17 protein-coding genes are annotated in these 20323 nt (G+C 55.1%); 10 read left to right on the top strand and 7 right to left on the bottom strand.

Features of this window, described 5'->3' with window-relative positions:
- The 4 genes from BCS36_RS08170 to BCS36_RS08155 all read right to left on the bottom strand — a co-directional run.
- Positions 1-182, bottom strand: a 182-nt coding sequence (locus BCS36_RS08170) for a helix-turn-helix domain-containing protein (protein WP_291302412.1), incomplete at its 3' end; no start/stop codon positions are given.
- 542 nt (positions 183-724) lie between these two features.
- Positions 725-1630, bottom strand: coding sequence for an EamA family transporter (locus tag BCS36_RS08165; protein ID WP_291302411.1), 906 nt, complete (start codon positions 1628-1630; stop codon positions 725-727).
- 10 nt (positions 1631-1640) lie between these two features.
- Positions 1641-2426 carry an alkaline phosphatase family protein gene (locus BCS36_RS08160; protein WP_291302410.1) on the bottom strand — a complete coding sequence of 262 codons (786 nt, stop codon included), beginning with the start codon at positions 2424-2426 and terminating at the stop codon, positions 1641-1643.
- The gene (locus BCS36_RS08155; RefSeq protein ID WP_291302409.1) at positions 2426-3436 is read right to left on the bottom strand and encodes a hypothetical protein; all 1011 of its coding nucleotides are present in this window, start codon (positions 3434-3436) and stop codon (positions 2426-2428) included. The genes BCS36_RS08160 and BCS36_RS08155 overlap by 1 nt, the downstream gene beginning before the upstream one ends.
- Positions 3437-3652: 216 nt before the next feature.
- Here BCS36_RS08155 and BCS36_RS08150 point away from each other — a divergent pair, with 216 nt between their 5' ends.
- From BCS36_RS08150 to BCS36_RS08105, 10 genes are all read left to right on the top strand, one after another.
- On the top strand, positions 3653-4750 hold the full coding sequence (locus BCS36_RS08150; protein WP_291302408.1) for a glycosyltransferase: 1098 nt from the start codon (positions 3653-3655) through the stop codon (positions 4748-4750).
- Between the two features lie 23 nt (positions 4751-4773).
- Positions 4774-5457, top strand: a complete 684-nt coding sequence (locus tag BCS36_RS08145; RefSeq protein WP_291302407.1) for a hypothetical protein — start codon at positions 4774-4776, stop codon at positions 5455-5457.
- Positions 5458-5533: 76 nt separating this feature from the next.
- Complete coding sequence (locus BCS36_RS08140; protein WP_291302406.1) at positions 5534-6715, top strand: glycosyltransferase family 2 protein; 1182 nt, start codon at positions 5534-5536, stop codon at positions 6713-6715.
- 259 nt (positions 6716-6974) lie between these two features.
- Positions 6975-8165, top strand: a complete 1191-nt coding sequence (locus BCS36_RS08135) for an ABC transporter permease (RefSeq protein ID WP_291302405.1) — start codon at positions 6975-6977, stop codon at positions 8163-8165.
- Between the two features lie 66 nt (positions 8166-8231).
- Positions 8232-10202 (top strand): glycosyltransferase, encoded by a 1971-nt coding sequence (locus BCS36_RS08130; RefSeq protein ID WP_291302404.1) that lies wholly within the window; start codon positions 8232-8234, stop codon positions 10200-10202.
- Positions 10203-10241: 39 nt separating this feature from the next.
- Complete coding sequence (gene hldE / locus BCS36_RS08125; protein WP_291302403.1) at positions 10242-11708, top strand: bifunctional D-glycero-beta-D-manno-heptose-7-phosphate kinase/D-glycero-beta-D-manno-heptose 1-phosphate adenylyltransferase HldE; 1467 nt, start codon at positions 10242-10244, stop codon at positions 11706-11708.
- A 12-nt stretch (positions 11709-11720) separates the two neighbouring features.
- Positions 11721-12764 carry a glucokinase gene (locus BCS36_RS08120; RefSeq protein WP_291302402.1) on the top strand — a complete coding sequence of 348 codons (1044 nt, stop codon included), beginning with the start codon at positions 11721-11723 and terminating at the stop codon, positions 12762-12764.
- Positions 12765-13874: 1110 nt separating this feature from the next.
- Positions 13875-14285 carry a Fur family transcriptional regulator gene (locus tag BCS36_RS08115; RefSeq protein WP_291302401.1) on the top strand — a complete coding sequence of 137 codons (411 nt, stop codon included), beginning with the start codon at positions 13875-13877 and terminating at the stop codon, positions 14283-14285.
- Positions 14286-14527: 242 nt separating this feature from the next.
- Positions 14528-15064, top strand: a complete 537-nt coding sequence (locus BCS36_RS08110) for a bacterioferritin (RefSeq protein ID WP_291302400.1) — start codon at positions 14528-14530, stop codon at positions 15062-15064.
- A gap of 23 nt (positions 15065-15087) precedes the next feature.
- Positions 15088-15276 (top strand): rubredoxin, encoded by a 189-nt coding sequence (locus BCS36_RS08105; protein ID WP_291302399.1) that lies wholly within the window; start codon positions 15088-15090, stop codon positions 15274-15276.
- 455 nt (positions 15277-15731) lie between these two features.
- On the opposite strand, the gene BCS36_RS08100 is transcribed toward BCS36_RS08105, so the two are convergent.
- The 3 genes from BCS36_RS08100 to BCS36_RS08090 form a co-directional block, all read right to left on the bottom strand.
- Positions 15732-16637 carry a rhomboid family intramembrane serine protease gene (locus BCS36_RS08100; protein ID WP_291302398.1) on the bottom strand — a complete coding sequence of 302 codons (906 nt, stop codon included), beginning with the start codon at positions 16635-16637 and terminating at the stop codon, positions 15732-15734.
- A gap of 128 nt (positions 16638-16765) precedes the next feature.
- On the bottom strand, positions 16766-16975 hold the full coding sequence (gene rpmB / locus BCS36_RS08095) for a 50S ribosomal protein L28 (protein ID WP_179981593.1): 210 nt from the start codon (positions 16973-16975) through the stop codon (positions 16766-16768).
- Positions 16976-17186: 211 nt separating this feature from the next.
- A complete protein-coding gene (locus BCS36_RS08090) occupies positions 17187-20282 on the bottom strand; it encodes a chemotaxis protein CheA (protein WP_291302397.1) in 3096 nt (1031 codons plus the stop codon).
- Between the last annotated feature and the right edge of the window lie 41 nt (positions 20283-20323).

Below are 20323 nucleotides of genomic sequence, written 5' to 3'. Positions count from 1 at the left end.
CGGCGGCTTGTCGTGCTGGTTTCGAATGCCTGGGCGGCATTGGCCAAAAACGTATCTCGCCAGCGGTAGTACATGCTCTGAGTGATTTGATATTCACTGCAAAGGCTTGCCACAGAGCGCCCCTGCAAGCCTTCAAGCACGATGCGGGCTTTACTTTTGCTGTCCCAGATAGGGCGTTTCATGTTTCCGCCAGAGCTTGAAGAAAACTACCTTAACAGGGCTGCCTTGTTAATGGGGGTAGTATACAGCCCCTCCGAGGTCCCCTCTGCACCCCCCCCCGGACGACCCCCTGAGGCTTTCCAAAGCGTTACGGCTGCGAGGGCTGCGCGGCCTCTGCTGCGGGAGCTTCCTCGCTTCGCTCAGCGCTCTCCCTTCTCGCCGCGCAACACCATTCATGGGGTGGGTGCAAACTCTCTTCTAAACGGTGTACATCCGACCTTAAAACAACGTTGCATCCTCGGCAGGTTTCGCGTGGCCTTGAATGGCTTTCCTTCCTTCACAGAAGCTCAACGTATTTTGGCTTTATTGAACCTGAATCAAAATGTTAGGCGCAGGCGAGGATCGTGCGAGCGGCATACCACAAGCATGTCGCTCTGCAAGGGAGGGGCTAATCATGCGGCAATAAAGAAGAAAGGCTGTAATAAAGAAGAAAAGCAGTAGTGCAGATTTTAGAAGGACCAGATAAAGGGTCAGATAAGGGTTATGGTTGTAACCCGTGATGGTGTTACTCTTTGCTCTTGTCCGTTGTCAGTAAAAGCACGGCTCCAAGCACGAGCGCGCAGCCTAACCAGCCTAGGGGCGTAAAGTTTTCATCCCAAAACAACCAGACCCACAGAGTACCGAGTACTGGTTCCAAATGGCAAGTAACTGCAGCACGGACGAGGCTGATGCGCTTTAGCCCCATACCATAGCAAAAATATGCCAAGTAGCAGGTTAAAAAACCAAGAACTATGAGCCATGCCCAGATATCAAGGCTGTGGTTTATATGAATGGGTTCAAAAAGGCCCAGGGCAATGCAGCCGCCAAGAAGCATGTACGCGTAGATAGCGGCAGTTGAATAGCGCGCCTGCCACCAACGATAAAAAGGGTAGTGTGTTGCATAGCAGAAGCCAGCCAGCAGCCCGAAGAGTATCCCCATAATGGATGCCTCACCGGGAATGCTCCCCCCAGTGAAGCAAACCAGCGCTGTGCCGCACAGAGCTATGCCAATGGCCAGTACTTTACGTTTTGTGATACGCTCTTTGAAAAGAATTCGGGAAAAAAAGGCAACCCATACAGGGGCCGTGTATAAGAGTACTACAGCGGTGCCTCCTCCACTAAGCTTGATGGATATCTGCATGGCGGCGAAAAAGACTGCCGTACCCCATAAGCCAAAAAGCATAAAAATAATCGCATCACGGACGCTGACACGCCATGAGCCAGTTATTGCCGCGTGGATTATGAAGCAGATGCACCCGATAGCCGCCCGCCAGAAAGCTGTTTCAAGAGGCAACAAACCGCCAGCAATGCAAAATTTGGATGCGACGCCCAGCAAAGACCAGAAAAACGCCGCAAACAGAATCCACACATAGCCACTGCTTTGTGGATTCACCTGCAACATTGGGCTTCCGGCCATGCTGTCTTTCTGCATTATCCGCTCCTTACGTTGATTGCCCGTCCACTGCCAGCCCCAACACTCGCAGAACAAGATCGGCTATCCCGGTCTGTCGGGAAGGCATGGTCTGGTTTTTCCAGGCTGGACCCAACAGCCACAGCGGAACGCGCCGGGTCGCTTCTGTATTATCATTGTGCCCGTGGTCTTCATCCATGCCATGGTCACTGGTTATCAGAACGGAATACCCGTGGCCCAACCACAGTGGGAGCCACCTGGCTAGCAGGCCGTCAGCGTGGCGGGCCGCATCGCGATATTCACGACTATCGACCCCGAAGCAGTGCCCTGCATGGTCAATACCCATAGAATGCACCAGTAAAAGATCAGGGGCAAAGCATTGGCAAAGCGCGGCAGCATCATGAAAAAGTTCGTCGTCAGGGTAGGCGTCATTACTGTAAAACAGGCCATGTTCGATAGGCATGCCTGGAGTGTTGGTCAAACGATGTCGCGCCGGATCAAAGGGAGAGGTGTTGCACAACTCGCTCATCCAGTAGTAAGCGGCAGCGGCGGTTACAAGCCCGGCATTTTGCGCCCTGAAAAAAATGGTAGGTGCGGGACAGGGCCGTGAATCGCCATTATGAAAAATACCGGTTTGCGCAGGAGGCAACCCGCAGAGCAGCGTTGTGTAGGCAGGCCGGGAAAGCGGGGGAAGAAAGCACATGAGTTCGGCGTATTGAGCCTCGCCGGCCTCCTCAAGGGCTTGTGGATAGGAAAGGCATTGCCGGGCAGTGGCAGCGGCGAGTCCGTCCAGCAGGACCATGATTACTCGGGGCATTACCAGTCACCATCTCCCGTTGGGCGTGTTCCAAAGTGCAGTGAAGGCGCAAGCGCACGGAGTTGCGCCGCAGTAACGCCTATGACGTCATGATTGTCACGCAGCCAGTGCAGATAGTCATAGATTTTTTGGTACAAGGCGTCGGCGGCGGCTTTATCCGGTATATTGGGTGAACCGCCTGGCAACATTTCGGAAGAGTGCCAGAAAAGACTAAGGACCCGTCCCCTGCGGCGTAATAACATTTTGGTCGCAGCACGCATGACGGACTGACTGTGCCATACCGGGTTGGGGCTTAGCGCTCCCCAGAAATGAAAAGAATCCACCGTAGGGTGCTTGCGGGTTACACCGTACCATAGGCGCGCCAGAAGCGGATGCAGCGGCAACTGCGTAACTGGAGACTCCAGAAGGCCGGGAGCATCATCGACCCAGTACGGGTCAGTCGGCGCAAGAAAATGGTCTGGCCCACCACGAAAAAACCGTAACGGGCAGACAGAACTGTCGAAAGTAATGCCTTCCTCCGCCAGCAACGGGCGGACACTGGACTTCAGGTCCCATCGTCCCATGCGAAAACTGGTCAGGGGCGCACCTTGGAAATCCTGTCCGGCGTCCAGCAGGGTTCTCAGGCGTTGCCGCAGCAATTCGCGCGGCAGTAAATCCGTACGGATCGGAGGCCCTTCCGCGCAATCGGAAGTTTCCTCGCACGAGAGGAGAGGAGGGGTGCTCCAATGATGGAGGTGAGCGGCAATTTCAGCCTGGCACTTGTCACGCATCCAGGCCAGGTGGGGGCGAGCTTCATTACTATTGAAAACGGTGTGGGCGCAAAAAAGCGTCAAGGGGAAGCCCAGGTCGTTGGTAAGGGGGGCAAGGCGTGGGAGCAGGCCCACATTGCGCACCCCGCATCCCGAAGACGCATACCGCCCTGAAAAAAGCCCTTCTTCTTCCACATCAAGGCTGACTATGACGTAAAGAGGTTGGCTGGCGTTCTGCTGAGCAGCTGATGGCTTAGTCATTGCGGCATTGTAAACTCAACCTTCTGGCATGGCAATGTAATAGAGTTGCAATAATGGAGAAAAGCTGGCGCGAGCCTGGTAGGGCGTCGCTTGCAAATAGCTCTGGAATACATAAAAATGGGCAAAATCGTTCGCCCGGAGCTGGTAGACCTGGTCGGGGTGAATGCTTAGCGCCGAAAGGTTCAGTCAAGGCTTTTCGCGCCATTAAGGAGAATCATGCCCACACCTCTGCGCGTTCTTTTTTTGATGGAAGACCTCTGCTTCGGCGGAACGCAACGTCAAACTCTGGAATTGGCCCGCCGCCTCGACAGAAAAAGATTCACTCCGGTCATGCTTACCCTTACAGGGCCGACAGATCTCGACGCTTCCGCCCATGAAGCAGGAATTGAGCTGCATCATATAGGCATGGGGCGCCGAGTGCCTTTTTTCTTTTTTGTGCAGTTGGCTTCCAACCTGAGGAGGCTGGCTCCGGACATCATCGTGCCCTGCACGGCCCTGCCCAATATCTGGGGCCGGATATGGGGGCGCACGCTGCGCCTTTTGGCTGGAACCAGACGTCCATTGATAGTTGGCACCTGCCGTGGCGGGGGAGCCCCAGTACGCCAGCATGAAAGGTATTTTTGGCGTTTGGCTGACCATATGATATGCAACTCTGAGGCCCTGTCTCAGGTGCTACAGAGTGTTGGTGTTCCTTCTGCTCAACTCAGCTATATACCCAACGGCGTGGATACAGATTGCTTTGCTCCCACAGAACCTGCGCCTTCACAACGGGAACCGCTCATACTTTGCGTCGCCCGTCTGGCGGGCGACAAGGATCATCTGACGCTGCTACGCGCCTTTGAACTTGTATTGCAACGCTGTCCCTCTGCCCGTTTGCGTCTTGTAGGCGACGGGCCGGAAGAAGACGTCCTTAAACGTTGGGCCGCGGAAAACCCTGCGGGCGGCAGGGTGGATTTCATTCCCGGCGGCCTGGACATGCGCCCCCATTATGCTGCCGCGCGCATTTTTGCCTTGTCCTCGGCGCGTGAAGGGCAGCCGAATGTTATTCTTGAAGCCATGTCCAGCGGGCTGCCTGTATGCGCCACTTCTGTGGGTGGGATTCCGCGTCTGGTTGAGCATGAACATAGCGGGTTACTTTCGCCTGCGGGAGATGCCGACACTTTGGCGCGCCACTGCTGCCGCCTTCTTGAAGACAGCGCCTTGTGTGATTCGATGGGAACCGTTGGAAGACATAGGGTTGAAAGGGATTTTTCCTTTGCGGCTATGGTCACGGCGCATGAAAAAATATTTAGCCATCTTGGTCTGTTGATTTGATTTTGTGCATAAGAGAGTCATATATGAACTGTATGAATAAACTTAAAGTAGAACATGAAGTGTCAAGTGGACCAAAGCCCACTCATGGTGTAGGGCTGGCAGGTCTTGCCAAAAAAATAAAAAATATTTTAGACAGTTGTGCGCTTACTGCTTGGGCTGAGACTGTTTTGCGGCACAGGGGCTGCTTGCGGGTTGGCTGCCTGTTGTTGGCGAGCCTGATGATTTTCTGCCAGGGAGGCTTTTATGATGCCCTGGCGCAGGAGAATGCATCCACAGTCGCCACAGACGCAACAGCGGATACTACTGGTGGCGGAAACAGGCCTCACGCTGACGCTGCCAGGGAAGATGCCGTGAGCGCGGAGCCCTCGGGCGGGCCTGTAGAGGTGAGGGAGCTTTGGACGGGATCCCTCTATTCTTCAACCTACAGGGTTGGCGTATGCTTTTCGGCCGACGGAAATGTGCGTGGTGTCCTGTACTTGCGTCTGTACAACGGCCATGTAGACGTGTACCACATTGTCGGCAGCGTCCAGAACAATGAAGTCCGAGCGCGGCATTCCTCAGGTCATACCTTTAAAGGGCGTCTTGTTTCCAATGATAAGGTTGAAGGCACAATCACGTTGAAAAATGGCATGAAGGTGCAGCTTGAAGGCAAGCGCATTCTTGACGTTCCCCTGGCACCAGAAAATTGTGCCCCCTTGCCGGAATAGTGCGGAAACTGCAATAAAGGCAAAAAAGGTTTGATCCGCAAGGCTCCGGGTCCTGTGCTGTAGTGAAGGAGTAGCTATGTTTTGGCTTTGGTTTGTTCTGGCAGGCTTCAAATGTTTGTTGCTTTATATTCTGGCAAAGACGGGGCAATCGCTGCCGCGTCGTGCACGGCTTGACGCGGCAGCCAACCGAGCCCTGCCGGAAGACCGGTGGCCTTCCGTAGGGATGATTGTGCCCATGGCCGGAACGGACAGGCGCATGTCAGCGGCAGTGCGAAGCTTGCTTATCCAGAACTATCCAGAATATATTCCCGTCCTCGTCACGGCGAAGAATGAAGAACCCGCAGCGGATCTCGTGCGCAGTATACAGAAAGACTATCCCCATGTGCGGCATGTGGTCGCTGGGGCAGCGCAACATTGCGGGCAAAAGAATCATAACAGTCTTCGCGGCGTGGTAGCAATTAAGGACGAAGTAGAAGTCTTTGTCTTTTGCGACAGCACGCACACGGCAAGGCCAGATTTTTTGCGTCACCTTGTGGGCCCCATTGCCACTGGGGAGGCAGAGTTTTCCACTGGCTACCATGTCGTGGACCCGCGTGATCACCAGCCGGTAACGCTTGCCTATGCCTTGTGTGTTTTGCTTATGCGGCTGTTGCAGGCTGTATCGTCCTTCACCCAGCTCTGGGGCGGGGCCATGGCAATGACGCGCGAAGCCTTCAGCCGATTCGCCGTTGAAGAATTGTGGGCAAGCAACGTTGTTGATGACTGCTCCCTTTCCGCCCGTCTGCAAAACTTGCGGGTGCCGGTGCGGTTATGCCCCGGGGCGCTCCTGCATACGGAGGCCACAAAACACGAACGCCATGTCTGGCGCGCCTGGATGGAGCGGCAGGTTCTTTTTCTCAAATTTTGCATGCCGTTGCAGTGGGGCCTGCTGGGTTTCATGTGTATCGCCATGGTTCTGCCACCGTTGCTGGCAGCCTTTATGCTGCTGGGATGGCTTTTTGCCTCGGTCAACGGTCTGACCGTGATTTTGGTGCTGCTGTGGGTGGCACTGATGGCCAAGATTCTGCATTTGTGGCGAAACCTCTTGAGGCGCTCCATTTCACTGGCGCGGTGGTGTCTGAGTTTTTTGGACGCCGTGGCAATGTTCACACTGGTCTATGTTCGCAGTCTGCCTGCCAGAAGCATTGTTTGGCATGGGCAGCGTTATGTGGTTGGGCACTGCGGCAAGGTGCTGCGGATAGAGCGGCGTTTTGAATGAGGCTGGCAAAGCCTTTTGCGAAAAGTCGACCTGTGCGGGTCGCCAACAGTCAGGCCAGCAGCCTTCGGGGACGGATAGCCTTTGACATATGGTCATTCTGACATATATACTATTTTGCCCATTTTGAGCAAAAAAGGAAATTCTCCCGCCATATTGTTGGGAGAAAGATTGATACGTTACGTATGCGGCGACTGATTACGCTTTGTTTACACCACGCGCGTTACAGTTTGTTCAATGATATTTTTACAGTGGTTTTGTCATGATTGCCATGTCCGACCTTTTTCGCGTCAGCCTGCGCCAGGTTGTACGCCAGCGCGGCTTCGGGGTGATATTGTCTATCGCCCTGGGCATCACGGCTTTTATTGTCCTGGCGGTGCTTGGGCGAGAGATTCGCTATAAAGTCGGCCAGGATATGGTATTGATGGGGGGGGTAAACGTTATCCGCGTATATATGGATGACGCCCAGTACCCTGGCCAGCCCATGCGGGGCTTTTACCCCGACTCCGTTGAAGCCCTGCGCCATCTGCCCGGTGTGGGCATGGTCAGCCAGAATATTCGGGAAGGCAAAGGTTTTGCCCTGCGCGGAGAGGGTGAGCGCGCGCTCAATATGTACTTTATTGGCATTGACCAATATTTTTCTGATGTCTTTTCTTTGTCGCTGGTTGCCGGGCGTTTTATGGACACTGAAGATGTGGTTGCCCATAAACGCGTATGCATGCTTGGCCGTGAAGCCGCCCAGGACCTTTATGGAGATCCAGCAAATGCTCTGGGGAAACTGCTGTTTCTCCAGCAGGATGTTTTTGAAGTGGTGGGTGTGGTCAGCGGCGTGATGCTTGGCAGTTGGTCGCAAGGGGGCTTTTTGCCCTATACGACCATGATTGATCGAAACTGGGCAGGCGACAAGGTGACGCGGCTTTTTGTCCGCGCCATCGGCTGGCAGGATGTCCCCCCTTTGGTAAAAGAAATCCCTACTGTTGTCAGGGATCATCAGGCTGCTCCCTATCTTGTCGTGCACACCCAGGAGGACCAGCTGGCCCGTATTCAGGACACTTTCCTGTGGGTTGAGGTGCTTCTCTGGCTCGGTATTGCCGCATCGCTGATGCTCGGCGGGTTTGGCATCTGGTACGGCACATTTGCCGCTGTGCGTGCGCGTACACGTGAAGTGGGCCTCAAGAAGGCCATGGGCGGTTCGGACACGGATATTCTGGCCCAATTTTTGGCAGAAGCCCTGTGTAAATCTGTGGCAGGCGGCGTGTTGGGCATTGCCGTGGGCATTGCGCTTGTTCAAGTGGGGGCATTGTCTTTGGGCACAGGCATTTCCTATCCGCTGCTGCTGGCCAGCAGTCTGGGCAGTATTGTTTTTTCCGCCGTTATCGGTGTGGCTGGCGGCCTGTATCCGGCTGTTCAGGCAAGCCGGATGGATGTCGTTACGGCTCTGCGTTTTGAGTAAAAAATTATGGCGGTCTGTTTTGTCCATCGAGATGGCGGAACCGGCTGCTTATGGACAGGGTGATTCATGGCTCCTGTGATCGTCGCCAAAGATCTGTACAAATGCTACGCTGGTTTTGCGCCAGTGTTGCGTGGCGTAAATATTGAGGTGGAGCCGGGTGAAATGGTCGCCATCATGGGGCCATCCGGTTGCGGTAAGTCCACCATGCTGCACGTGCTCGGCATGTTGCACGAGCCGGATTCCGGCTCGCTGGAAATCCTCGGCAAGGATGTACTGCACCTTGACAGAGAACAGACCGCTGCCTTCAGGCGCGGGACCATGGGCTTTGTCATGCAGTCCAGCAACCTTTTTGACCACTCCACTGTTTTTGAAAACGTGGAATTTCCACTCATCTACGAAAAGCTGCCCCCTCAGGAACGTTGGGAAAGGGTTATCCGGGCGCTTGAGCTGGTGCGCCTCTCGACGCGGGTGCACTATCGCAGCAACAGACTTTCGGGTGGCGAGCAGCAGCGTGTGGCCATCGCGCGTGCCATGGTCAACAATCCCCGCATTCTTCTTGCCGACGAACCTACTGGCGCTCTGGATGCCAAAACCAGCCGCCTTATTATGGATAATTTTCGTACACTCTGCCATACCGGCGGCGTGGCGATGGTTGTTGTGACGCATGATCCCAAGATGGCTGAGTTTTGCGACAGCGTGTATACCCTTGAAGACGGTATTTTACATTGCCGCAAGCGTGAAATCCCGCAAATTGCCGTTCAGGAAGCGTATAACCTTCTTGCTGGCCCCAAGCCCGTTGTGCGCGGAGCTCTGGTTGCGGAGCGGTTTCCTGAGGCGTCTGGCCAGAGCCTCATGTATGAAGCACATAACATGCACGCCGCTGGCCTGCTTACCCGAATTTTTGCCATCCGTGAAAACGGCCTGTTAGGCAGCCCCGAAGGGTACGCTTTGCCTCTTGCTGTACGCCGTATCGGCGCATGGCGCATCCTCGGCGCATACATGACTATGTTCCGCCATATGCGCGGTTCTTCGGCAAGCATGTGGATCCTTTGGCGCTCTCTGCCCGGTCGTGGACGCTGGGGACACTGGCTGTGGGACCATCTGCGCTCTTTTGGTTCCGGCGCGTTGCTGGCACGATGGGGGCTGGAAGAAAATATTGAAATATTTTATGCCGCTGGCGCGCATGGGCCAGCCACGGCGGCCTGGGTTGCCTCACGGCTGCTGGAAGTGCCTTATGCTTTTGCCGTAAAATCGCACGACTTGGCCAGCCCTGGTCTGAATTGGGCAGCCAAGGTTAAGGATGCGGTTTTTGTGCGCTGCGACACCGAAGCAACACGCAAGACCATGTGTGAACTGCTGCCAGAAACGCCTGAGAACAAGTTTGTGGTTTTGCGGGATCCCCTGACGCTGACACCCGCCCTTTCCGAAGACGATGGAGGGCAGGGGACTTCTGGCGGAAAGGTAGAGAGCGATCTGAATATCCTGGCTGTGGGCTCCATTTGTCGCCGCAAAGGATACGATACTCTCCTGCACGCCTGCGCTGCCCTGAAAAACAGAGGCAGAGAGTTCAAGCTCACTATAGTGGGACGCGGGCCTGAGCGTTTACGCTTGCGCTGGTTGGCCCTGCGTTTGGGTTTGCGCGGCAATGTGCAGTTTATGGGCCAGGTGCCTCATGAAAATATGCCGGAACTCTACAATAAGGCGGATATTTTTGTGGCCCCAGGCCGCCGGACACGGCAAGGCGATATGGACGGTCTGCCATCGGCGCTGGTTGAGGCCCTTGCTTTCGGGGTGGCCGTTGTTGTGAGCGATCTTCCTGGTCAGACCGAAGCCGTGACTGAGGGGCGCAATGGACGTGTGGTGCCGCAAAATGACGTGACCAGCCTGGCCTCCGTTCTAGAAGAACTGGCTGCGGCCCCTCATGAACGCCATCGCCTGGGCGAAGCCGCGCGACGTTCTCTGCCCGACTTTCTTGATGAAGAAGGCGTCGAGGACAAGATGAGCGCTTTTTTCAAAGAAGCATGTCATAAACCGTGAGGCTGCATTGGCGCGTTCACGTCTTGAAACGGAATTGCCATGAATTTTGACAAGGTACGTGTACTGGTTGTGGGCGATGTCATGCTTGACCGCTATATAACCGGCAAGGTGGGGCGCATTTCTCCCGAAGCTCCAGTGCCAGTGCTTGGCGTGAACAAACGTTGGTGCGCTCCTGGCGGGGCGGCCAACGTAGCGCGGAACCTGGTGCACCTTGGAGCGCAGGCCGCCCTGGTCGGGCTTACCGGGGCCGATGCCGATGCCGAAGACCTTTGCCAAAGCCTTGAACAGGCAGGCATTACACATCGCCTTGTGCCATCGGTAACGCGCGCCACTACCTGCAAAACCAGAGTGCTCGCTCAGGGCCAGCAATTACTGCGCCTGGACGAAGAACAGTGCCGGTGTCCCTCGACGCAAGAGCTTGAAGCCTTGTGGCAGGCTGCGCAGGACTTGTTGCCTGCATGCCAGGCTGTCGTTATTTCCGATTATGGCAAAGGGGCGTTGCTGGATACTGAACAGGGTCGTAATTTATGTCGCCTTGTCATAGAAGAGGCGCGCCGCCTTGGAATCAAGGTGCTGGTTGACCCCAAAGGCTTACGGTGGGAGCGCTATGCGGGCGCGCACTGTGTCACGCCGAACAGGGCAGAGTTTGATATTATTTGCGGCAGGGACGCCAACATGCCCCTTGACCGTGAAACGCGCGAAAAGCTTGCGGCTCGAGTGCGCGGCGACTACGCAATAGAAAGGCTGCTCGTAACCCGCGGGTCCAAAGGAATGGCCTTGTTTGCGCCAGATATGCCGCCGCGCTACATTCCGTCTGTGGTGCGTGAGGTGGCGGATGTTTCGGGAGCGGGGGACACCGTCATCGCTACCTTGGCGGTCTGCATAGGCAGCGGCCTGACTTGGGAAGAAAGTATGGATGTGGCCAATGCCGCTGCCGGTGTGGCCGTGGGCAAAATGGGCACAGCTCCCGTAAGCCTCAGCGAGTTGCGCCAGGCGCTGCGGCAGGGGGCCGACAACCCGAAATTCTACACCTTGCCGGATCTGCTTGAAAAAGTGGAAGACTGGCGTCGTAAGAACGAAAGTATTGTCTTCACAAATGGTTGCTTTGATTTATTGCATCCAGGTCATATTTCTCTCATTCGCCAAAGCGCCTCTCAGGGCACCCGACTTGTGGTGGGCCTGAACTCTGACGCCTCAGTGCGTCGACTCAAGGGCTCCAGCCGCCCGGTTCAAAACGAACAAAGCCGCGCCATGCTGCTGGCGGCCTTAAGCGGCGTAGACGCTGTGGTGCTTTTTGACGAAGACACGCCCCTGAACCTCATTACGGCCTTACGCCCTGATGTGCTGGTCAAAGGCAGCGACTACACGGTGGATACCGTTGTGGGTGCGGATGTTGTTCTTGCCTCCGGCGGACGGGTCTATCTGGCTGATCTGGTGCAGGGATGCAGCACTACCAGCATTGTGCGTAAAATTGACGCATCAGGCAAAAACGCCCCTTTGCGGTGAGAGAAACCAGCCATGCAAAGGATACTCGTAGCTGACGTTGGTGGCACAAATTGTCGGTTCGCCAGTTTCAGCCTCGAGAATGACAGGCTTTCTCTGGAAGTTACAGCAGTTATTGGCTCCAAGACATTGACCAATGGACAATCGTTGTTTGCCGCATTGGAAGAAACGCTGTCGCAGCCTGTTGAAAGCGCCGACGCAGTTGTGGTGGGACTGGCCGGACCTGTGGACAGACAGCAGGGACGCCTTACCAACGGCAGACTGCACGTAAATATTGCGGACGTGCCAGCGTGCCCATCCGGGCGATGCCTGCTTCTTAATGACTTTACCCTTCAAGCTTATGCCACGCTGACTCCACCGGGAATTGCTGCGTTACATGTGGCGGGCCCAGCCAAAGAGAGGGGCGCCGCTGTGGAGTCCTCTTCGAAAGCCACTGTGGGCAATGGCGCAGATGCGCGGGCCCGTACGGAGCCCCGCTCCATTGTCGGCGCGGGAACAGGACTTGGCGCAGCCAGCCTCCTGCCCATCGGAACAGGTGAGTGGCTGCCAGTTCCTAGCGAGGCCGGACATGTTGCCTTTGCTTTTTTGGAGGAGGAGGAACAGGAATTCAGGCGCTTTTTGTGCCGAGAGCTGGGACAGCCTTTTGTCAGCGCTGAAAATGTTCTTTGTGGTGATGGTCTTTCCATCCTGCACTGCTACCTTACCGGACAACTTTTGCAACCACGGCAGGTCGGCGAGCGCGCACTCTCGCGCGATACGCCGACCCTGCGGTGGTATGCCCGCTTTTTAGGTCGTTTTTGCAGGGGCTGGATGCTCTCTACTCTTTGCAGGGGCGGCTTGTGGATAGCAGGCGGGGTAGCCGCCGCCAATCCCCTTTGTGTCACCAGCCCAACATTTCGAGAAAGCCTCTACGCTTCTTCTGATGCCACACTAGCACTTTTACAGCACATTCCTGTGTATCTTGTTACAGATACAGATAGTGGCCTTTGGGGCGCGGCCTTTGCCGGACAGACCCTGCTGCAGAAATATGGGCATACGCATTCAAGTGTACCGCTGTAGTAGGATGTGTTTTGCAGCATTTGGCACAGTTATGCGCATATGATCAAAAATAAAATTCCAAATAATACACATTATTGCCCTGAAAATTGCAAATACTGCAGTTTGTCTGGCGCTTCCTGCTTGACCTCATGATGGAAGTTTTATAACTTACCATACTCCTTTGATTCACAAACAGCAGTGGAAGTGCAGGACGAAGCAGCAATGCCGGATTTTGTGGCTCGTATTCGACGCGCCATCACGGTAAAAGCAACGTCTTACAGAGCATTGTTGCGTTGGTTATCACTTGGCTAGGAGTAATTTTAGGTGAATGCCCAAAATGAACCATAGTCAAGTGATTGATGTGGCGTTTGAGACGACAGGCCGGTAGCCCTTTTTTCGTGAGCTGCGGAGTGTCTTGTTGGCAAAACGACCGGGGGCAACCGGTGTATTTTGCCAGAATACCAGGCGGGAGAAGCGTAGAGCCGTATCGGCCTATGCCGCTGCAAGACATCCGTAAGTCTTTTGAACAGGGCCCTTTTGTCCAGCGCCGCAACGGAGATGAAGGAAAACCTGGAAAGCTTCCAGCCGAAGCAATGCTGACCCTTGTGGCAGCGTCAGGGCAGACTGCGGGCGTGCATCAAGACGTCCCTGGTTAGTTCATTGGTGATGTTTCGGTTCGAGGCAGGGAATGTTGATGGGGGAACAGGGCGCTGTGCGGCAACATCGCGTCTTTGTTAAGGGTTCTGTGTCCAAGCTTAAACAATACCACTGCAGGATTACGATAGGGCAAAAACATCAGGCCGTTGTGTGGGCGTTCGTGTGTACAATATTTGAATAGGGTTGTGAATTATCTCCCTTTTTAAATGCTGACAATCACATAAAGCGTGTTTTGTGCAATGCACGGCTCCGACGGGACACGGTCACATGGTGTGCGGCCCAGGCTTTTTCGCTCAAGACAACCGCGTAGCAGCGTGGCCGTGAACCAGGATCTTTGATCGCGGTTCAGTGCAGCCATGATCCGGCCATTCTGCTTATTGGACCAGGCAGCGTAAAAAAAATCGCTTTCTGGTCGAAATGGGCTTGACAGCATCCTGCAGTAACAGTAATTTTTACTATCAAATGGAGACTGATATGGCTCAAATTCAAACAAGAATGACCCGGCAGCGCGCGGTGATTTTGGAAGAGCTGCGTAAAACCAAAACGCACCCAACTGCGGACGAGCTCTATAGCATCGTGCGCGAACGCTTGCCCCGGATCAGTTTGGGAACTGTTTACCGCAATCTGGACTTTTTGGCGGATAGTGGTGAGATCCGTCGCCTTGAGGCAGCTGGTTCCACAAAACGTTTTGATGGCGATATTTCTCGGCATCAGCATGTGCGTTGTATCCAGTGCGGCCGCATCGGCGATGTAATGGACCCACGCGAGGCGCCTACGGTTGCGGGTATGAGTGTTGAAGGCTTTTCGACCATTCTTAGTTCGCGAATCGAATATGATGGAATTTGCAAAGAATGCGCTGGCCGCATACGCAGCACTAGCCATTAGGCAACCTTCGCTGTTTTTTCGCCTTTCAGGTGAATAAAATTTGCCCGCCTTGAGGATTTGCCTCAAGGCGGGCAAATTTTATATACTGCCACAAGGGATCACAGAACATATACCGTAACAGGCAATTCTCATCTTCTTCCCCCCCTTGCTTTGTTGCGCATCCCATGGTCCCTCCGGCTTGTGCGTTTATTCAAATCGGTTTATAAATGACCCATACCTGCTTAACACCAAGGAGTTTCGGAATGGCAGAAAATAGAGAAAACCGTAAGGCCAAGGTGATTGAGGTTCTTAACAAAGCTCGCGCTATGGAGCTGCACGCCATTCACCAATACATGAACCAGCATTATAGCCTGGACGACATGGACTATGGTGAGCTGGCTGCAAATATGAAACTTATCGCCATTGATGAAATGCGCCACGCTGAAAACTTTGCCGAGCGCATCAAAGAGCTGGGTGGCGAGCCCACAACCCAAAAAGAGGGCAAAGTCGTTATCGGACAGGATGTGCCCGGAATCTATGCAACTGACGTGAATCAGGAAGATGCCACCATTGAGGCGTATAGCCAGTTCCTTACTGTCTGTAAGGAGCAGGGCGACATCGTCTCGGCGCGTCTGTTTGAACGCATCATTGAGGAAGAACAGGCCCACCTGACGTATTACGAAAATATTGGCAACCACTTAGCCAAGTTGGGCGACACCTATCTTGCCAAGATTGCCGGCACGCCCTCGACGACCGGAACCTCCAGCAAGGGGTTTGTCACCGGGACACCGGCTGCTTAATAATTGCTTACAAGGGAGGCACCATGGCTGATCCCCATGATATGTGGCGTTGCCAGATGGTGAACTGTGGGTACGTGTATGACCCCGATCGTGGTGACAAGCGCCACAAGATTCCGGCAGGAACCAAGTTTGAAGATCTGCCGGAGGATTGGCATTGCCCGGTTTGTGGTGCGGGTAAAAAAAGCTTTCGCAGGTTGAGCGACGAAGCCTAGGCAGCGCCAATTGACCTGTGCAAGGCCACGGATTGTAAATAATAGTACCGGGCCTATGGCCTGCCCCCCAAACCGGCAGGTAAAACGACCCTGAGGCCATGAGTTTGCGGCCAGCTTTTCCAAATGGAAAAAGCTGGCCGCATCACGTTTATGGCTTTAGCCAGTTGAGCGCGCCAGCGCGCGAAACAGAGAACCACCCGCTATGCGGGTGGTGTTGATTTTGAGGCTTCAGCATGCGGCAGGCGGGTATGTTCTTTTGCGGAACTTGCGCCGCTTTTGCTCACGACGGATTTTTAAAGACAGTATCAGCATCGCGTGTGCGCAGAACCATGCTCGCACATGCAGGTGGTCGGGCGTACGGGAAGGCTTCAAGGATCGGTGATTTCCGCTCTGTTCGCGTTGTGTCGCGCTTTGATCCGAGTTTTGTTCTGAACGCGGCAACCTGTTCCAACGGATCAGCCCTGAAGCACGGCAAAAGCCCAGTACCATGCAAGGACTGGTACCGCTACGGCAAGGGCTCCAGCCAGCAGCTGAGGAAGGGCGGGCCAGTTTTTGCCCAAGCGCCATGCTTCCCACGCGCCCAAAGCCATGCCGCTGCAGAGCCCCGCAATATGCGCTGCATAGTCAGTGCGTTCACCTTCAGTGCCGAGCATGGCCAAGATGGCGATTCCCGCCGCGACCGGCAGGATGGCCTTGCCGCGTTGGCTGTTTTGCAGGGCCATAAATCCGGCCAATGCCCCCACTGCAGCAAAGAGGGCGGTGGAAAAACCCATGCTTGTGACGAGCCGCGGGCGAAAAAGCACTGTAAGCCCGTTGCCCAGGATGCCGCCAGCCACAGTGAGCCATAGGGCGCGACCCACCCCGGTGAGCCGGGCAAGCAGGGGAAGGAAGATGGAGCCAAAGGCCAGGTTGCCGCACAGGTGCGTCAGGCCTGCATGCAGGGTCAGTGCGGTGGCCAATCGGTACCATTGCCCGTAGATGCGGACCAGAACATTATCAAGCATGCCGGCCTCTGACCATGTTTCGGGCGGAGGCAAAAAGCGGGGTGCTGGCCACCAATCCACACGCCAGCCATGCCATACAAGCAGTAGCAAAAGAAAAAGCGCAGCAAAGGCATAGTGCCTGTGCATGCGCAAAGGTCTGGGGGCTGGTGTTGGTCTGCTGCTTTCGGCAGAAAACTCGCCAAGCTCTGCCAGGGCAATGCCTTCGAACAGGGGAGGAACATAAATCTGTTCCCTGCCTGACAGTGAGACTGTTTTGTGGGGAATGGCGCGGGCATTGAGCACCAGCAGCCAGTCGCGAAAGCGCACGTAATTATCCGCTCCACTGGCCTGGCTGATATTTCGCCAGAACCGAGGCAAACTGTTAGGCCTTCTGCGAAGTAGCCAGCGCCCGCTGGTGGGCTTTGAAGCGCGCGAAAAAGTTGGCGACATATAGCAAAAAAGGCCCCGACAGAAAGCTGACGGGGCCTCAAATGCGAAAAACGGTGCTAACCCTGCTTGCGAACCAGGGGCTTGGACACCACGCCAGAACGAATGCAACGGGTGCAGACGGTCAGGGTCCGCACGCTGCCATCGGCGAACTGGTGCCGAACGCGCTGGAGGTTGGGGTTGAAGCGACGCTTGGTCTTGATGTTGGAATGGCTGACGAGATTACCAACCTGGGGCTTTTTGCCGCAGAAAATGCATTCCTTGCTCATACTATCCTCCGTATATGCAAAAAAGTTGTTCACTTCACATGCGGCAAAAACGAGGCCCTGCGCCGGAAGATGTTCAGCGTATGAGTGGGCGTAACCGCGCGAAGAAGTGCTATAGCTGATGCAGCATTAAAAGGCAAGAAATTTTCTCAAAACTGGTGCGCACGACAATGTGGCAACACTATCAGGAAAAATTCTTGGCACCATATACCTGTCAAACTCTGGCTGATGAAGCGGGCTGTTTGTTATCCCCTGCCGGAGGAGCCATGGATGAGGCCTTGGATGTGGCCATCAGGTAGATTTCATGTGGATCCAGAATCAGGATAACAGAACCATCGCCCATAATGGTCGCGCCGGAAATGCCCTTGAGGTCCCCAAGATAGGCTCCAAGGGGTTTGATAACGATTTCCTGCCGTTCCAGCAACCTGTCCACAACCAGGCCAAGGCGGCGGTCATTATCATGAATGACCACAACTGAAAGCACCTCGGGGAGGGGGTCACTGGCGCGGGGCAGCCCAAGCATTTCCGCCATTTCAACAATACCAAGCACCTCGCCGCGCAATGTGACGGCCTTACGGCCCTTTACATCAGTTAGGCGCTGGGCCTCAATCTTTGTTGTTTCAGATACCGCATCAAGGGGGATGGCGTACATCTGACCTGAAACATTAACCATAAGAGCATCAATAATGGCCAGGGTCAGCGGCAGGCTGAGGGTGAAGCGCGTTCCTTTGCCGACCTCGGAGTGGGTGCTGACGCTGCCCTTGAGGTTCTTGATATTGGTACGCACAACGTCCATTCCGACGCCTCGGCCAGAAATGTCGGTGATCTGGTCGGCGGAGGAGAAGCCCGGCGCGAAAATGAGCTCCACTGCTTCACGGTCGTCAAGCTGGGCGGCTTCTTCGGCAGTAATAAGGCCCTTGCGTACGGCGATTTCGCGCATCTTGACCGGGTCTATGCCCTTGCCGTCATCTTCAATTTCAATGGCAACGGAATTGCCCTTGTGAAAGGCACGCAACGTCACCTTGCCCTTGGCGGGCTTGCCTGCGGCTATGCGCACATCTTCGGGTTCAATGCCGTGATCCACAGAGTTGCGAATAAGGTGAACCAGCGGATCGCCGATAACTTCCACCACGCTCTTGTCCAGTTCTGTTTCCTCGCCTTCCATGATCAGATCCACTTCTTTTCCGCTTTTGCGCGAAAGGTCGCGCACAAGGCGGGGGAATCGTGAAAACACAGAAGAAACAGGAACCATGCGCACTTTCATGATGGTGTCCTGCAAATCGTCAGAAATGCGCGCCATGGCATAGGTGGTTTCAGAAAGGCTTTGCGCCACGTGCGAGATATCCACCTTTTCACTGCTGTCTTCAAGGGAACGGGCAATAAGTGTGTACCGGTTTCGATTGATAATCAGCTCGCCAATAAGGTTCATGAGGTGGTCAAGACGCTCGTGATCCACTCGTATGGTCGAGGAACTTTTGTGGTTGTCAGCAGCCGGCGCAGCACCCTTGGCCTGGGCCGCAGCGGGACGAGGCGTGGTGGCTGCCGCAGGGGCAGGCTGCGCGGCTGGAGCGACAGTTCTGCCTGGCGCGGCAGGGGGCATGGGCGTTGAGGCCGCTGCAGGTGTTACCGCAGGGCGTTGTCCTTCCTGACTTGCAGTGGGCTGAGATGCCTGGGCCGGGACGCCGCTGGCGACTGCTGCAGAAGTTTTGGGCTGGGCATTGTCGGCATCGACCGATTGGGGCGGGCTGACGTCTTCGTCTTTTTCATCCTCCGCCTTTTCAGCGTGGGAGCAGGCATCCGCCGCAACTTTGCCCTCAGCCAGCGCCTGGCGAATCATATCTTCAATAATGCTTACTTCCTGGCTGAGCAGGTCGACCATAAGGCCAAAATCTATGTCGCTGGTACGCCCCTGGTCAACGATGCCAGCGGTGCGTTCCGCATACGTTTTAATGTCGGCAAGCCCCACAAAGGCGCAGGCGTTCTTTATTGCCACAAGGCAGCGGAACAGTGCGTCAATGGAGTCTTTGTGGCTGCCATTTTTTTTGAGCGTTTCCAGCGCGGCGTGTATGATTTCAATCTGCTGCTGCACGGTAACGCGGAAAGCTTCTGTATCGTCACTTTCGGAACCGACCGGAATGATTGTGGGGGTAACCACCTCAACAGGGGATGCTTGCGCCGCTGCCTCTGCTTCGGAATCCTGAGGTTCTTCCGAAGGCATATGGGCGCGTCCTTGCGCCGCCAGCAGTTCTTCCGGCAATGCAATGGGGCCGCCTGCCAGGGCAGCCTGGAGCTGCCGTACCACTGCGGCGGTTTCAAAGGGGGTAGCCTGGCCGGAAGGGATATCAATATTGCGAACCAGGGCTTCCATTACATCCACAACCAGCAGGAGCAGGTCGATAAGGTCATGGGTCGGAGTTATCTTGCCCTGCCGCACATTGTTAAGCAGGGTTTCCGCTTCATGGGTCAGCGCATTGAGCTCATTATAGCCAATAATGCCGCTGTTGCCCTTCATATTGTGGAAAAAGCGGAAAAGGTCATTGACCAGTTCATTCTGACCTGTGGGATTTTCTTCAAGTTCGAGAAGCCCATTTGTGAGATTTTCAATGATCTCGATGGATTCGTCGATGAAATCTTTAAGATGCCCCTCGCCGAAGGCTGTGAGGGCATAAGGCTCGTGCACAGGCAACGTGCCCACCCATTCCTTGCCGGACATGCCGTTGGCATTGTCAGGTTCGGAAGCGCGAGCGGCCTGGGCGCCCTCATGAAATTCCGATGCGGAATGCCCGTCAGCGCTGGCTTCAGTCGGAAGGTGCGCGTGGCCGCTGCCATCTTGCGCCTGCGCATCCGCGACCGCAGAGGCGGAAACGGCTGCGGCAACGGGAGCGGCGTCAACAGGCTGGTTCAGAGCGGGGCTGTCGCCAGCCATAATGGCGTCGATTTGCGCCATAATATGACCGGTTTCCACCTCTCCTTCAGAGTTGTTGACCTCAAGGTTGTCGATCATCTGGCGCAAGGCATCGGTGGAGGCCAGAATGACATCCATAATTTCCGACGTAACGACCATGCTGCCTTTGCGCAGTTCGTCAAGAATATTTTCAGCCTTGTGGGCAAGCTGATTGATACGGTTCAGCCCAAGAAAGCCTGACGCACCCTTGAGGGAATGCATGGGGCGGAAAATATCATTGAGCAGGGCCAAGTTTCCTGGGGCCTTTTCAAGTTCCAAAAGATTGGGCTCGATGGTCTCAAGATGCTCTTTGGCTTCTGCTATGAAATCGGCAAATAATTCCGGGTCAAAAAAATCCTGGCTCATACCCCATACCCTGCTTGACTGAAAGCGCTGTACCCTGACGG

Source organism: Desulfovibrio sp. MES5 (genome assembly GCF_002237645.1).
GTDB lineage: Bacteria > Desulfobacterota > Desulfovibrionia > Desulfovibrionales > Desulfovibrionaceae > Desulfovibrio.
This window is presented reverse-complemented; position numbering and strand designations above follow the sequence as displayed.

Coding starts and splice junctions, on each gene's coding strand:
- BCS36_RS08130 (WP_291302404.1), top strand. CDS start 8,232: ATGGCTCCTGTGATCGTCGCCAAAGATCTGTACAAATGCTACGCTGGT.
- BCS36_RS08140 (WP_291302406.1), top strand. CDS start 5,534: ATGTTTTGGCTTTGGTTTGTTCTGGCAGGCTTCAAATGTTTGTTGCTT.
- BCS36_RS08155 (WP_291302409.1), bottom strand. CDS start 3,436: ATGACTAAGCCATCAGCTGCTCAGCAGAACGCCAGCCAACCTCTTTAC.
- BCS36_RS08105 (WP_291302399.1), top strand. CDS start 15,088: ATGGCTGATCCCCATGATATGTGGCGTTGCCAGATGGTGAACTGTGGG.
- BCS36_RS08160 (WP_291302410.1), bottom strand. CDS start 2,426: ATGCCCCGAGTAATCATGGTCCTGCTGGACGGACTCGCCGCTGCCACT.
- BCS36_RS08115 (WP_291302401.1), top strand. CDS start 13,875: ATGGCTCAAATTCAAACAAGAATGACCCGGCAGCGCGCGGTGATTTTG.
- hldE (WP_291302403.1), top strand. CDS start 10,242: ATGAATTTTGACAAGGTACGTGTACTGGTTGTGGGCGATGTCATGCTT.
- BCS36_RS08150 (WP_291302408.1), top strand. CDS start 3,653: ATGCCCACACCTCTGCGCGTTCTTTTTTTGATGGAAGACCTCTGCTTC.
- BCS36_RS08135 (WP_291302405.1), top strand. CDS start 6,975: ATGATTGCCATGTCCGACCTTTTTCGCGTCAGCCTGCGCCAGGTTGTA.
- BCS36_RS08110 (WP_291302400.1), top strand. CDS start 14,528: ATGGCAGAAAATAGAGAAAACCGTAAGGCCAAGGTGATTGAGGTTCTT.
- BCS36_RS08165 (WP_291302411.1), bottom strand. CDS start 1,630: ATGCAGAAAGACAGCATGGCCGGAAGCCCAATGTTGCAGGTGAATCCA.
- BCS36_RS08145 (WP_291302407.1), top strand. CDS start 4,774: ATGAACTGTATGAATAAACTTAAAGTAGAACATGAAGTGTCAAGTGGA.
- BCS36_RS08090 (WP_291302397.1), bottom strand. CDS start 20,282: ATGAGCCAGGATTTTTTTGACCCGGAATTATTTGCCGATTTCATAGCA.
- rpmB (WP_179981593.1), bottom strand. CDS start 16,975: ATGAGCAAGGAATGCATTTTCTGCGGCAAAAAGCCCCAGGTTGGTAAT.
- BCS36_RS08120 (WP_291302402.1), top strand. CDS start 11,721: ATGCAAAGGATACTCGTAGCTGACGTTGGTGGCACAAATTGTCGGTTC.